This window comes from Pedobacter soli (assembly GCF_900101435.1).
In the GTDB taxonomy this organism is placed as follows: Bacteria; Bacteroidota; Bacteroidia; order Sphingobacteriales; family Sphingobacteriaceae; genus Pedobacter; species Pedobacter soli.
In genome coordinates, this window is sequence record NZ_FMZH01000006.1 from 289,754 (window position 1) to 303,688 (window position 13,935).

Annotated in this window: 12 protein-coding genes; 5 read left to right on the top strand and 7 right to left on the bottom strand. The window is 41.6% G+C overall.

The window, feature by feature from the left end:
- Positions 1-172: 172 nt before the first annotated feature.
- Genes BLR37_RS15115 through BLR37_RS15125 form a run of 3 tightly spaced genes read right to left on the bottom strand, consistent with a single transcriptional unit; the run spans position 173 to position 2,846 of the window.
- On the bottom strand, positions 173-499 hold the full coding sequence (locus BLR37_RS15115) for a hypothetical protein (RefSeq protein ID WP_090769930.1): 327 nt from the start codon (positions 497-499) through the stop codon (positions 173-175).
- A gap of 14 nt (positions 500-513) precedes the next feature.
- Positions 514-1,776 (bottom strand): MFS transporter, encoded by a 1,263-nt coding sequence (locus BLR37_RS15120; protein WP_244154671.1) that lies wholly within the window; start codon positions 1,774-1,776, stop codon positions 514-516.
- Positions 1,776-2,846, bottom strand: coding sequence for a zinc-binding dehydrogenase (locus BLR37_RS15125; RefSeq protein WP_090769932.1), 1,071 nt, complete (start codon positions 2,844-2,846; stop codon positions 1,776-1,778). Before BLR37_RS15125 ends, BLR37_RS15120 begins: the two co-directional genes overlap by 1 nt.
- A 239-nt stretch (positions 2,847-3,085) precedes the next feature.
- Between BLR37_RS15125 and BLR37_RS15130 the strand changes: the two genes are divergently transcribed.
- The 5 genes from BLR37_RS15130 to BLR37_RS15150 all read left to right on the top strand — a co-directional run bounded on the left by BLR37_RS15130 (position 3,086) and on the right by BLR37_RS15150 (position 8,350).
- Positions 3,086-3,769 (top strand): phosphonatase-like hydrolase, encoded by a 684-nt coding sequence (locus BLR37_RS15130; RefSeq protein WP_090769934.1) that lies wholly within the window; start codon positions 3,086-3,088, stop codon positions 3,767-3,769.
- A gap of 276 nt (positions 3,770-4,045) precedes the next feature.
- The gene (locus BLR37_RS15135) at positions 4,046-4,357 is read left to right on the top strand and encodes a hypothetical protein (protein ID WP_143009582.1); all 312 of its coding nucleotides are present in this window, start codon (positions 4,046-4,048) and stop codon (positions 4,355-4,357) included.
- Positions 4,358-4,503: 146 nt separating this feature from the next.
- Positions 4,504-5,508, top strand: a complete 1,005-nt coding sequence (locus BLR37_RS15140; RefSeq protein ID WP_090769936.1) for an ABC transporter transmembrane domain-containing protein — start codon at positions 4,504-4,506, stop codon at positions 5,506-5,508.
- Positions 5,501-6,865: an HlyD family secretion protein gene (locus tag BLR37_RS15145; RefSeq protein ID WP_090769938.1), complete on the top strand. Its 1,365-nt coding sequence runs from the start codon at positions 5,501-5,503 to the stop codon at positions 6,863-6,865. The genes BLR37_RS15140 and BLR37_RS15145 overlap by 8 nt, the downstream gene beginning before the upstream one ends.
- A 27-nt stretch (positions 6,866-6,892) precedes the next feature.
- Positions 6,893-8,350, top strand: coding sequence for a TolC family protein (locus BLR37_RS15150; RefSeq protein ID WP_244154672.1), 1,458 nt, complete (start codon positions 6,893-6,895; stop codon positions 8,348-8,350).
- A 57-nt stretch (positions 8,351-8,407) separates the two neighbouring features.
- Here BLR37_RS15150 and BLR37_RS15155 read toward each other — a convergent pair whose 3' ends face one another.
- The 4 genes from BLR37_RS15155 to acpA form a co-directional block, all read right to left on the bottom strand.
- On the bottom strand, positions 8,408-10,042 hold the full coding sequence (locus BLR37_RS15155) for an ABC-F family ATP-binding cassette domain-containing protein (RefSeq protein WP_039476821.1): 1,635 nt from the start codon (positions 10,040-10,042) through the stop codon (positions 8,408-8,410).
- A 238-nt stretch (positions 10,043-10,280) separates the two neighbouring features.
- A complete protein-coding gene (locus BLR37_RS15160; RefSeq protein WP_090769942.1) occupies positions 10,281-10,463 on the bottom strand; it encodes a hypothetical protein in 183 nt (60 codons plus the stop codon).
- A gap of 164 nt (positions 10,464-10,627) precedes the next feature.
- Positions 10,628-12,511 carry a cytochrome-c peroxidase gene (locus BLR37_RS15165; RefSeq protein ID WP_090769943.1) on the bottom strand — a complete coding sequence of 628 codons (1,884 nt, stop codon included), beginning with the start codon at positions 12,509-12,511 and terminating at the stop codon, positions 10,628-10,630.
- 29 nt (positions 12,512-12,540) lie between these two features.
- Positions 12,541-13,887 carry an acid phosphatase gene (acpA, locus tag BLR37_RS15170; RefSeq protein ID WP_090769945.1) on the bottom strand — a complete coding sequence of 449 codons (1,347 nt, stop codon included), beginning with the start codon at positions 13,885-13,887 and terminating at the stop codon, positions 12,541-12,543.
- Positions 13,888-13,935 lie beyond the last annotated feature (48 nt).

Consider the following 13,935-nt stretch of genomic DNA (forward strand, 5'->3'; position numbering starts at 1 on the left):
TTTTAAGCAGTTTGGTTTTAAATTAATTTACTGGTTATGAGCAACAATGCACTTTCACTCAAATACGTTTTTTTTTGTGGCTGATATGAAGCTAGGCAATTTAAATTAAATAAAAAAGAGTCTGAAAAATAAATTTCAGACTCTAATATTCATATTGAAAATGCGCACATGCCTACAAATGGCTTTTCCTGATACTCTCTCTGAGCAGAATAAACTCAAAACTATCTTCGGGAACTTCGCGCCGCAATCTTTTTAGTTTTTCGGGTACAAACCTTAACCTGATTTTATTGTAAATATCCTGACAAATGCCAACATGCACCGCTATTTCGCAAAGCATGCGTTCGTACTGACGGTAGGCTTCGTTCAGATCTTGTTTAAATGCCCTAACCTGATTGCACTCTTCTTCGCTGGTGCCCAATGCGCGGTCGAGCTCTTCCAGCTGATCGAGCAAGCCCAGTAAATTGGCAACTGTTCGTTTATTTATCCCTTTTAGGCTCATAATTATCTTAAAAATTACGCGGTCTCCATTATTTTCGGCTGCTTACTAACTATGGATTTACCCATTCGCGAAACAAAAAACGTAATGGTAGCCGAAAGCAGACAAGCCAATGCTGTTACGATAAAAATATTATTGCTATCACCGGTAATATCTATCACGTATCCCAAAAAAGGTTCGCCTACTGCAGCAAAAAGGTAACCACACATATTCATAATCCCAACGCCGGTACCAGTTAACCTGCTGCCCAACATATCAGGGCTTAAGGGCCAGAAACAAGCCTGAGGGCCGTAAACAAAGAAACCGGTTAACAACATCAGTATACCACTGAGTACAAGTTGATGTGAAGGGACAAAGAAAATAAGCAACGATAGCACGGCACTGGCCGACATGCCCACTACAATGGCTTTTAAACGGTTCCCTTTAAAAAGAGTATCAGAAAGAATCCCGAAACAAAGCGCGCCAATCCCCATACCAATGGGAAGCAGAAAAGTTACCCAAATGTTTCCGGGATTATCTTTCCAGTTTTTACCAAGAAAATGTACGGGCACCCAGAAAATTAATCCATAACGGGCCATGCTCTCAAAACCAAAGGCCAGTGAGGTAAAAAGAAATTTTCTGTTTTTAAATGCTTCTATGTAGCGGTCGAGCCAATCAGCTTGCGGGGTATCTGTTACCTGCTTGTTTTCATCAACCGCTTCTTCCGGCTGATCTTTAGCAATAATGAGGAAAATAGTCGCCGATACCAGCAATAAAAGTACAGGTAACCTGAAAAGCATACGCCATTCAATTCCCTGCTGTAATAGAATGATTGAGATTAAATAGGTCACTGCTGACGAAAGTCCTGCGGCCATGGTATAAAAACCAAAAGCCTTACCGCGTTCATGCTCATCCCACCAGTTATTAATCAGTTTTGCGCCGGGAGCCCAGGCCATCGATTGAAAAAAGCCGTTAAGCCCCCATAATATCATAATTACCACTGCACTGTTCGAAAAACTAATGGCAATATTAGTTAGTATAGAAAGATAGGCACCAGATACCACCATGAGTTTTGGGCTTAACCTATCGGCCAGATTACCATTAATGAACTGCCCGATTGCATAGCCGATAAGCATACAAAAACTAATCCAGCCAATGGTGCTGTAAGGAATGTTTAGCGAAGCCACCATTCCCTTTACGGCCCAGCCAAAATTGTGCCTGCCGGTGTAAAAGAAGAGGTAACACAGCATAGTTACCAGCAACATCTTCCACTTCTGGCTTATCGCCTTTTCGTTGTTCATTACAGATTGTGAGCTATATTAACACCAACACGCACCGGCTTATCAGCTACCGCAAAATTAAAGGCACTTTCGGCATCTGCCAATGCAAACTCAGCCGAAACCAGTTCTTCGAAAGGAAACTTCGAATAATTGTTTTCTATAAATTTTACAGCCTGCACAAAATCATCGTAATTATAATTGTGAAGCCCCTTAATGGTATTCAGTTTCCTTACCACCTGTTCGGCATTAACAGCCACACTACGGGTTTTAAATACTGCACCTATCCAAACAGCTATACCTCCAACAGTTAATGCCTCCAGTCCCATCTCCATCGCATCAGGCGAGCCACTCATATCAAAAGCTACATCAATATTAGTCGGCAAAACAGGATTTTGATTCAGCAAATGCTGTACATTGGCACCAAATGATTCCGCCAGTTTTAGCCGGTCGCTGTTTAAATCGGCTACATGAATTTCGGTTGCCCCATCTGCACTGCACATTGCGGCACACACCAGCCCCAGTAAGCCCACGCCAGAAATTAAAACCTTTTTACCCTGTAAACTTCCGGACAGGCGCACAGCACCTGCAACAGTAGCCACAGCGCAATTAATAGTAGCAGCAACCTTGAGCGGAATTTCTTTACTGAGCTTTAAAACAGTTGTGCCCGGTTTTAACACACAATGGGTAGAAAGTCCTCCATGCAAGGCATCAGTAGCCGTAACCTGCGCATGGCCATATTTAAAAAGGCCTTCAGCTTTCTGCGGCATTCCTGCTTTTGCTTTTACCGAATCTGCATCAGATGCAAAAATACTCCAGGTAACCCTGTCGCCAATTTCAAGTACTGTACCTGCATAATCTTTCCTGGTGTGACCGGGATGAAAACCTGCAATCTCGCCAACAATTTCGTGTCCTAAAACAGTTGGCACAGTCTCCTGCCTTAAGCCGCAATAGGTATGCAAATCGCTCCCGCAAATGGTGGTATACAGGTTTTTAACAAGTATTTCTCCCGGATTTAAATCAGGGATATCAGTTTTTATTTCTTCGAGGGCTTTACCAGCTCCATTGAAGACAACAAGTGTTGCTTTATCCATAAACAATTTATTCTTAGCGCTATTTTATTTACACTAATTTAGCACTACCCCGCCTTTTTAAGGCCAACGCCACAAAAGTGAACATCTAATGTTTAACAAAGGTAAACAAATGTTAATTTAAATGTTAACTTTTACTAAACATTTGTTTAGCATTACTAACATGATTATATTTGCTGCCGAAATACTTACAGCAAGTTGAATTTACAATCTTATTTAATTAACTCTATTTAACAATAGCGATGCACCCTGAAATTAAAATGGTCGTGTTTGATATGGCCGGCACCACAGTAAATGAAGATAACCTGGTTTATAAAACCCTGATGAATGCCATTAATGCAGCTGGTTTTGCTTACAATCTTGATCAGGTTTTAGCGGTAGCTGCCGGAAAAGAAAAGAAAGCGGCCATCAGATCGGTACTTAAAACATACGGAGCAGACTTTAACGAAACACTGGTAGACAATATTTACGAAAAATTTATAAAACAGTTAAAACTGGCTTATGAGGTTGAACCCATTTTGCCACAACCAGGCGCTACCGATCTTTTCGAAAAACTTAAAGCAAAAAACATCCGCACGGTATTGAATACGGGTTACGACCGTCCTACTGCCGAAGCCATACTAAACAGGCTTGGATGGATACCCGGTAAAGATTTTGACGCCTTGATTACCGCCTCGGAAGTGAGCCAGAACAGGCCTGAACCCGATATGATTTTGCTTGCCATGAAACAATACGAAATTGCCGATGGCAGCGCAGTGATGAAAGTTGGCGATTCGAGCATCGACATTGAAGAAGGCCAAAATGCCGGTTGCAGCCTGAGCATTGGTATCACCACAGGTGCACACACCCGCGAGCAATTGCAAAATGCCAAACCAAATGCAGTAATCGATCATTTGATGCAGATACTGGATATTATTCCAAATTAAACTTACACCAATTAACGTCCTCTGTTAGCGTTTGTTGGCATGCAGCTCATTTATTGCTGAATGCTATCAAACGCTTTCTTTATTAAACCACATTAAGCACCATCAATATTACCAAAAAATCTGTTTTTCAGCATTTTCTAATGCCGTTCTAATACTAGTATAACATTTGTGTCAGGCTTTTAAAAAAGCACCTGATTTTAGCTTCCAGATGCCTCATGAAGGTTTTTCTGACCCTATATTTGTATCCAGATGATGAGGTTATTAAGAAAAAACTTATTGAAAAAGATTTTTGGCATGCTGGTATTGGTCCTGTTTGCCACTAAATTTTTTACCAGTGCAATAACCATCTTGTTGTCTCCGGGTTGCGTTTATGCCATCGAAAAAAGCAGCGAAGAAAATAAGGCCAAGGAAGAAGAATCTTTCGAAAAGTTAAAGAAGAAACTCATGCTTTACGAATCCTCTGCTCCGGCTTGTTTAAACCCAATTCCAACCAACTGCCAGAACCTTAACCAATACCTTTATGGCTTGCGTCCATGCAATTCGCCGGCCAAAAATGTACCCACGCCGCCTCCGGATTTGGCTGCTTAATTTTAGATAAGCTCCAATTCCAATACACTAATGTCTTTAAGCCTGCCTTAAGATTAGTTATTGTCTTTAAAAATCACATTCAAATTTACCCCAGGCCCATAATGTTGCCCTGCAACCTGTTTTGTGCCTGATTTTAAAATAAAAAAATGAAAAATCATCATGTTGCCGGTGCACCTTCGCCCTGGCAAAGATTGGTACGTATGCTCCATTTAGAGCGTAAAACCATCAATTACATTTACATTTATGCCATACTCATTGGCTTAATCGGCCTTTCTCTGCCCCTGGGTACCAGTGCCGTTTTCAACCTGTTATCCAACGGGGCAATGTACAGCTCAACCTACATTCTTATCGCCGTAATTTTAGTGGGTATTGTTGTAGGTGGCCTGTTGCTTATTGGTCAACTCACCCTGGTTGAGTTTCTGGAGCAAAAGATTTTTACCAAAGCAGCGCTGGAATTTGCTTTTCGCCTGCCCAGAATTAAAAAGAAAGCACTCGAAGGCGAAAACCCTACTGAGCTTGTCAACCGCTTCTTCGATATCCTGACCATTCAGAAAGGCCTGACCAAACTTTTGGTTGATATTATTGCCGCAGCTGTACTGATCTTCTTCAGTGTAATTCTGCTTTCATTTTATCACCCGGTTTTTATGGCCTTTGGTACTTTTGTGCTGATTGTAATCGCCTTAATCCTGGTATTGTATTATCGTCAGGCTGTACGAACCAGCATTGAAGAATCGGGTTATAAATACGAAGTAGTCGGCTATCTGGAAGATATTGCCTCTGATCTGGATACCTATAGAAACAGTTCTGCAAAGCGCAAAGAAATTATCGAGCGTACGGATAAAATTACGGCCAACTATATCCAGGCCCGTAATGATCATTTCGGTATACTTAAAAAGTTCTTTATTAGTGCAGTGGCCATGCGTACCATGCTGATGGGTGCCCTGCTACTTTTAGGCTCTTATTTCGTTGTAGAACGACAAATGACTTTTGGCCAGTTTGTAGCTGCCGAGGTAATTATTGTTCAGATTAGTTATGCCATCGAAAAACTGATGACCAATTTAAACACGGTATTCGATATGATAACCGGTAGCGAGAAACTTGCGGTAGTAACCGACCTGGAGTTGGAGGAAGGAGAGTTTAACCATGGGTAAGCTAAATAATAACCTGGCTGAAATACAAAACTGGGAAACACTTTCAGTACATGCCAACAGCAAAATTATCGATGCACGGGGAACCAAGCGATTGGGTAGAATCCTCCTGTTTATTATGGCTTTTTTTGTACTGTTACTTTTTCTCCCCTACCGCCAAACTATTCCGGGGCGTGGTACAGTTACCGCACTTCGACCTGAAGACCGGCCACAAACCGTTCAGAACCAGATTGGGGGCCGTATAGAGCATTGGGCCGTACGCGAAGGGCAGGAAGTAAAAAAGGGCGATACTATTCTGGTGATTTCAGAAACCAGTCAATCTTATTTCGACCCTGAATTACCCACAAGACTAAACGAACAGTTGGATGCCAAGCGAGGTAGCGAAACTGCTGCAGTACAAAAGATTGATGCCACCAAAGCCCAGATGAAGGCTTTGAGTGATGGTTTACGCTTTCAGATGAAAGCTGCCGAAAATAAGGTACTACAAGCCAAAAACTATGTAAGCATTGATAGTGCTGAGCTGCTTGCCGTTCAAAAGTTTTACGAAACCACCAGGGTGCGTTTAGAACGATACGAAACCGGCTATAAAAATGGTCTATTCTCGTTAACAGATATTGAAACACGCCGGCTTAAGCTGCAGGAAGATAATGCCAAGGTAATTAGCCAGCGCAATAAGCTAAACAACTCGGCACAGAACTTATTAAACGCTTCGATTGAGCTCGATAACATTAGGGCAAAGTACCAGGAATCGATGTCGAAAGCACAATCAGATATGAGTTCGGCCATATCGAGTAAAGCCAGTGCGCAAGGCGATATCGCCAAATTGCGTAACGATATTTCGAATGTAAGTATCAGGCGCGGGCTTTATGTAGTGCGTGCGCCTCAAAGCGGATTTATTGTTAAAACTTTAAAAGCCGGTATAGGCGAAAATATTAAAGAAGGTGAATCGGTAGCTACTTTGCAGCCAAAATCGCCCATGGTAGCTGCAGAATTGTATGTAAGTGCCATGGATGTGCCGCTAATATTGGATACCAGCGATGTGCGCCTGCAGTTTGAAGGCTGGCCATCGGTACAGTTCTCTGGCTGGCCATCGGTAGCGGTGGGCACCTTTGCAGGCAAGGTTTTTTCTATCGACCGCATGAGCAGCACAGGCGGAAAATACCGTTTATTGGTGAGTCAAACCAATCCGGTTCCATCAAAAGACGAGCCATGGCCAGCTCAGTTGAGACAAGGTTCGGGGGTTTACGGCCGCATCATTTTGCGTTCTGTTCCACTTTGGTATGAGATATGGCGTCAGCTGAATGGTTTTCCGCCTAGTTTGGAGAAAGAGCCTGCAGGCCTTGCTAAGGATAAGAAATAGATTGGGAGGAAGATTATGAATATTCTTTTGAAAAAAATATCTGGCGTACTCCTCTTCGTCTTGCTTTCGGCTAAATTTACTTTTGCGCAAAAAACAGACATGCTTCCTGTAACTAAGCACATAGATAGCACCAAAGTTTTTGCTCTTGATGATCTGCAGCTGATGGTTTTCAGGTACCATCCCATTATTAAGCAGGCGGCATTGCTCAGCGAATCGGCCCGGGCAAAGGTGCTGCAATCGCTCGGCTACTTCGATCCTGAATTAAAAGCCGGGTTTAGCCGTAAATTATTTGGCAACACCGAGTATTACAACCGCTGGAACAATGAATTAAAGATACCGCTCTGGCTTGCCGGTGCCGATTTAAAAGTGGGTTACGAGCGCAATGTGGGCACTTATGTTAATCCCGAAAGCCGTACAAACGGAGAAGGTTTATCGGCCATTGGTCTGAGCATACCTTTGGGGCAAGGTTTAATTATTGATGCGCGGAGAAGCACGCTGCGCCAATCGAAAATCATGGTGCAATATGCAGAGGCCGACCAGCTGAAACAGATTAACAGCGCCTGGTACAGTATTGTTAAAGATTACTGGAACTGGTACTATACCCACAAACAGTTTGAACTGGTTAACGAAGGGTTGGATTTGGCGCAACGCCGGTTTAAAGCCCTGAGTGCGCAAACACTAATAGGCGATAAACCGGGGATTGACTCAGTTGAGGCTTATATTACGGTACAGGAGCGGATTATCCAGAAGGAAAAAACAGCTATCGAACTGCAAAATGCCAGACTGATACTTTCCAACCATTTGTGGAACGAAGCGGGCAACCCACTGGAACTGCCTGCAGATGCACTGCCCCAAAGTATGGTTAACAAAGCAGCTCGCCCAAACTCACAGTTACTGGATAGCTTATTGGGCCAGGCCGCCAATCAGCATCCTGAAATTTTAAAATTACGCAGTAAGGGTGAGCAACTGGCCGTTGAAAAAAGTTACCGTCAGGAAATGCTGAAGCCTAAACTGAATGTTATTGGCAACCTGATCTCCAGCCGTACCGGCTTTAACAGCAATGTGCCGGGCTATTACGATTTTAACTGGAGCAATTACAAAGTTGGTGTCGAACTGGCTTTCCCGCTTTTTTTAAGGGCCGAACGCGGTAAGCTGCGTGAGGTAAAAATTAAACAGCAGGAACTGGATTACGATCTTCAACAATCGGGCAGGGAAATCAGAAACCAGGTAATGGCTTCTTACAATGATCTGTCGGCCTATGCTGCACAGCTTGCGGTACAGTTAAAAAGTATCGAAAACCAGCAGGTGCTTGTAAATGGCGAGAACCAGAAATTTAATTTAGGAGAAAGTACACTCTTCTTAATCAACAGTCGAGAAACCAAACTGATAGAGATGAAAATTAAGCAGGAAAGTATGGTGGCAGGTTACCAGAAAGCACTGGCCGAATTATATTACAAGGCAGGTACCAGAGCAGTGTTAAATTAGCAAAGGTATAAGTTATGCAGGCTGTAAGGTACACACATTACAGCCTGCAATTTTAGATTAATTTTGTTCTATTTCTTTAAGGCTGTCCATTTTCTTGTAAGCCAGGAAGCCTTTAATATCTGAGAAGTGCTCGCGTACGCGTTTATTACCAAATTCGAATACTTTTTCTGCTAATCCATCTAAGAAATCACGATCGTGAGAAACCAGAATTAAAGTCCCGTCGAAATCTTTCAGAGCATCTTTAATAATGTCTTTGGTTTTCATATCCAGGTGGTTGGTCGGCTCATCCAGAATTAACACATTCACGGGTTCAAGCAACAACTTAATCATGGCTAAACGGGTTTTTTCACCTCCCGATAGTACCTTAACCTTTTTAGTGGTATCATCGCCACTAAACATAAATGCACCTAAAAGGTCTTTAATTTTGATGGTTCCATCCGTTAGCGGAATCTGATCGATGGTTTCGAATACGGTTAAATTTTCATCTAACAAGGCAGCTTGATTTTGGGCAAAATAACCAATTTTGGCATTGTGACCTACTTTTAAACTGCCTTCAAAATCAATTTCGTTCATGATGGCTTTAATCATGGTCGATTTACCTTCGCCGTTTTTACCCACGAAAGCTATTTTTTCTCCCCTTTCAATCACCATCGATGCTTTTTGAAACACCACATGGTCGCCATAAGTTTTGGTTAACTCTTCAACCATTACCGGGTATTGCCCTGAACGTGGCGATGGCGGGAATTTTAAGCGTAAGGCAGAAGTATCTACCTCATCAATTTCGATAATTTCGAGCTTCTCGAGCATTTTTACCCGCGATTGTACCTGTAAGGTTTTAGAATAAGTTCCCCTGAAACGGTCAATAAATTCCTGGTTATCGGCAATAAAACGTTGTTGCTCTTCGTAGGCTTTTAACTGATGTACACGACGATCGGCACGCAATTGCAGATAATGACTGTATTTAGCCTTATAATCGTATATCCGGCCCATGGTTACTTCAATGGTACGGTTGGTAATGTTATCAACAAAGGCACGGTCGTGCGAGATAACCATCACCGCTTTTGCCGAGTTGATTAAAAAATCTTCCAGCCACTGAATACTTTCAATATCCATATGGTTGGTAGGCTCATCCAGCAAAATTAAATCAGGTTTCTTTAACAGGATTTTAGCGAGCTCAATACGCATACGCCATCCACCCGAAAATTCGGAAGTTTGACGCGTAAAATCCTTACGTTCAAAACCCAAACCTTTCAATACCTTCTCTACCTCTGCATCATAATTGGTTTCTTCAATTGAGTAAAACTTCTCGCTCAGCTCAGATACACGCTCAATCAGTTTCATGTAATCATCACTTTCGTAATCGGTACGAATAGTCAGTTGCTCATTCAGCTCATCAAGCTCTTTTTGCATCTGGTTAACCTCTGCAAAAGCCTTCATCGTTTCTTCAAAAACGGTAACATGATCCTGGGTAAGCAAATGCTGGGGCAAATAAGCAATTACCGCCTCTTTCGGACCAGTTACATTACCAGTGGTAGGCTTGGCTACATCGGCAATAATTTTTAAAATGGTCGATTTACCTGCACCGTTTTTACCCATCAGGGCAATCTTATCGTTTTCGTTTATCGAAAAGGTTACATCGCTAAACAAAGTGGTTCCGCCAAATGAAACGGAAATGTTATTTACATTAATCACAGTATGAAAATATTGAATTGCCGCAAAGATACGGGAAAGAGATGGGATTATAGAGGTGATTGGGTAGTAAGTTGAAAGTAGTGCTTGTAGGTACTGAAGTATTAAGTACTGAGTAGCAAGCACAGGAGCATAATCTCATTGGCACTTAGTAAGCCCAATATCGGTCTTTTTTTCGTCTATTTGAATACATCTATAGTATGAGTTACTCGCCTGAGCAATTATATTGTTTTCAGGTGTTTTACTTACGCCTTTCGCCTTTAAACAAAAAATAAACAGTCCCTACAAAAGTAATTGCATATACCACCGCCAATGCCGGTTGCTCAAATTTCAAATTTTTAAAATCAAATTGCTTAAACAAGGTAACGCCAACAATGATGGCTACAATTGCTAAGGTAAATTTAAGTGCTTTTTTCGTTTCCATAATGACCTTTATTTAACCGGTTAATTTATTTTACTTCTAGTTGTAAAGTTCATTATCTCATTTTAAATATCGGTTACACCAAAGTGTAATTTTTGATTTTCAGCGAAACGATCAATAACCGGTATACTGCGGTAAAAACAAAGGAAGACTTAAAATCAATAGTGCTATCTTTCCGGTAAAATGGAGGCTGCTCCCTTACTTTGGGTAATGGGCTTACTTTCCAAACTTTCCATAAAAGCGATGATAGCTGCTTTTTCTTTTACTGTAAGGTGAAGGGGCTCGCCTGAAAGGGTTTGGTTAGGCAGTTTCATCCCCAAACCAGCACCTCCGCCATTATCATAAAAATCCATAACCTGATCTAAAGTTTGGTATATCCCGTTATGCATGTAGGGTGCTGTTTTTTTGATATTCCTTATCGTGGGAATTTTAAAACCGTTTTTATAACTATCCACCCCAACTACATTGTAATAACCTAAATCAGCATCCAAAGTGGAGTCTGTTAGCGAAACTGGGACACCAAGCACTTCTACCTCGCTCTGCACGTATTTTGGCGGGGTTACCCCATTAAATAAAGGCATAAAATGACAGGTTGCACACTTGGCCTTCCCCATAAACAAATTAAAACCATTCACCTCCTGTGCAGATAGTGCATTCTCTGTGCCACGCATATAATCATCAAACCGGCTGTTGATTTGAGTCAGACTACGCACATAACTGGCAAGCGCATTTGTTACCTGCCCGGCATCAATTGTTTGTTTATCTTTTATAAAAAACGCCTTTGAAAATAATAGCTGATATGATTTATTGGCTGAAAGATATTTCAGGATAGCTTCCATCGAGCCATCCATTTCCTGCTTACTCTTAATTACTTCGAGGGCCTGGTCTTCCAAAGTTAAAGACCTGTTGTCGTAAAAATAATTTGATTGTAAGGCTGCATTGAGCAGGGTTGGTACATTTCTGCTTAATAATTTCGAAGCATTATGAATATCTGTATTTCTGGTGAGTCCATCTGTAAAAGCCAGATCAGGCTGATGGCAAGAAGCACAACTTCTTTTCAGGGTTCCGGAGAGCGAAACATCGTAAAAAAGTTTCTCCCCCAATGCTACTTTGGCCGGTGTAGCCTGAAATTCAGGACCGGGAGCAAATGCATTTACGTTAAAAGCATCAACATCAAACAATGTCGCGGCCTCCTGGTTCAGCATCCGGTTATATTTAATCTTAGGCCCTGGCAGCGCCTGTTCCAACTCTGTAATTCCGGCACTAACCTTATTGCCAAATTGCTTAATGAACACAGCCCTGTCAAAAGAATCAAAATCAGCATGGGCATCAAGATAGCCGACCGAGCCGTCGAGATCAGTTAATAAAGTGCTGTTTTTGTCTTTGAGGTAAAGGCTGAGTATAGGACGTAAGCTTTTTAAGGACATGGAAGATTCTTCCATGCTTTTTAACGAAAGTGCATTATCATAGCCGGTAATCCCTAAAGTAATAATCCGGAATACTTCTAATTTTGCGGCATCTAAAATTCGCCAATCTGCCAATGAAACGGCAGAAAAATAAGACATCACATATTCTGTATTGGTTATTAAATGCTTTATTTCGCAAATCAGCTCATTTTTTCTGGCAACATCGTAACCGGGATAGATAAACCCTTCGACCACCTGCAGTCCCATTGGATCCACACTACGAATGAAGGAAGCATCTAATAAATCGGCATTTTCGACCTCATTTACAGGAGGACCATTCAATCTTTTATTAAGGTCGGCACTAAAATATGCTGCCGCCCACTCAAATCTTTTATACAATAACCTGGATTGCAGGAAGGCCTGCTTAAGCTTTTGCTCATCAGGCTGCGCTTTGTTAACTTCAAAAAAAAGGGTATCCCTTAAATAGTTGCGAAAGGACAGCATCTCACTTAAAACCTGTTTTTGAACTTTTAGCTCACGCTGGCTGGCCGGTTTTTGTGGAGTATTGCCGGAATCGACCGAGCTAAAACTGGTGGCAAACACTGCTATAAACAGTAACGCTATAATTCCAACCTTATTCAACATACCACTTTCACCGGATTAACAGGCCCTGATTATTTGAACACAAGGGCATTCCGGAACGGGTTTGCATTTTTATCCCGTTCAGCCAAAGGCTTAATGCCCCATCTGTGCTCGATAAAAGAGAGGATACTTACAGTTTCATATTGCGTATGATCTACTACACCTTTTTTAGCAAATGGTCCGATAACAATTGCCGGAATGCGGCTTCCCGGTCCCCATCTATCAATTTTTGGCGGCAGTACGTGATCATAGAACCCACCAAACTCATCATAGGTTAAAATAACCAATGCATCTTTTGCATTAGGGCCTTCGAGTACAGCATTGATTAATTTTACAGCTAATTGTTCTGAAGAATATACTGCTGAACTACCCGGGTGTTCATCATTACCACCACCTGGTTTTACAAAGGAAACGTTCGGCAGGTTTCCTTCTTTTGCAGCCTTAAGGAAATCATTCTGGTCTTTTAAATGCTTCCGCCCTTCTGTTCCTTCCTTATATTTAGCAAAATACAGAAAAGGCTCGTGGTTATAAGCAAAGTTATTTTTTCTACCGGCAACAGCATCATCCCACCCTTCAGAGTACCAGGCCCATGAAACACCTTTTTCGGTCATACCCTCTCCAATAGTTGGTATGGTTTGCGCAGGCATTAACTGAGTAGTGTCTGATTTTGCAGGATAAGGCTTGTTTCTGGATAACACAGTATTAATAGCATAACCATCAGGGGTAACAGCACCATCTTTAATCAGTTTGCCCGATGCGTCGAGTTGTGCAACCATTGATTTTGGTGCATCAGGCCAAACCGCTACGCCAGCCGAGATTAAATAAACATGGTTAAAATAGGAACCACCAAAACCACTTTGAAAAAAATTATCACATAAAGTGTACTGCTTTGCAAAAGGATACAAAGGCAGTTTTTCTGTATTGTAATAACCCATTGCCAGGCCTTTGGAATCATTATACAATGCAAACTTATCCATCTTGCCTCCATTAATCTGCATTTGATTGTGATAAAAACGGTGGGTGGCATCAGGGCTGGCCTTATCTGCAGACACATACTGATCTATGTTAAAGAAATTATTGGGCAGATTGGTTGGGAAAGAATTGTTTCTTGGAATTTCGGGAAGGAATTTATAGGGATTCCCATCCTTATCTACCTGAATATAATTTCCCTTTCTCGCATTTTCTATACCATTTGCCCCTTTAAACTCTCCATATAAGTTATCAAAACTATGGTTTTCCATATAGATAACCACCACATGGTTAATCTGCTGAATTCCTTTATCAAAAGAGATTTGCTGGCGACTAACATTTTTGTTGGTTCCACAACCACTAATCACCAGGATAAGAAGGCTAATATAAAAAATTCGTTTTAAGTGCATTTGGCTATCTTTTTTGATTCAATTACTAAAGTTATAAACTGACCGGGA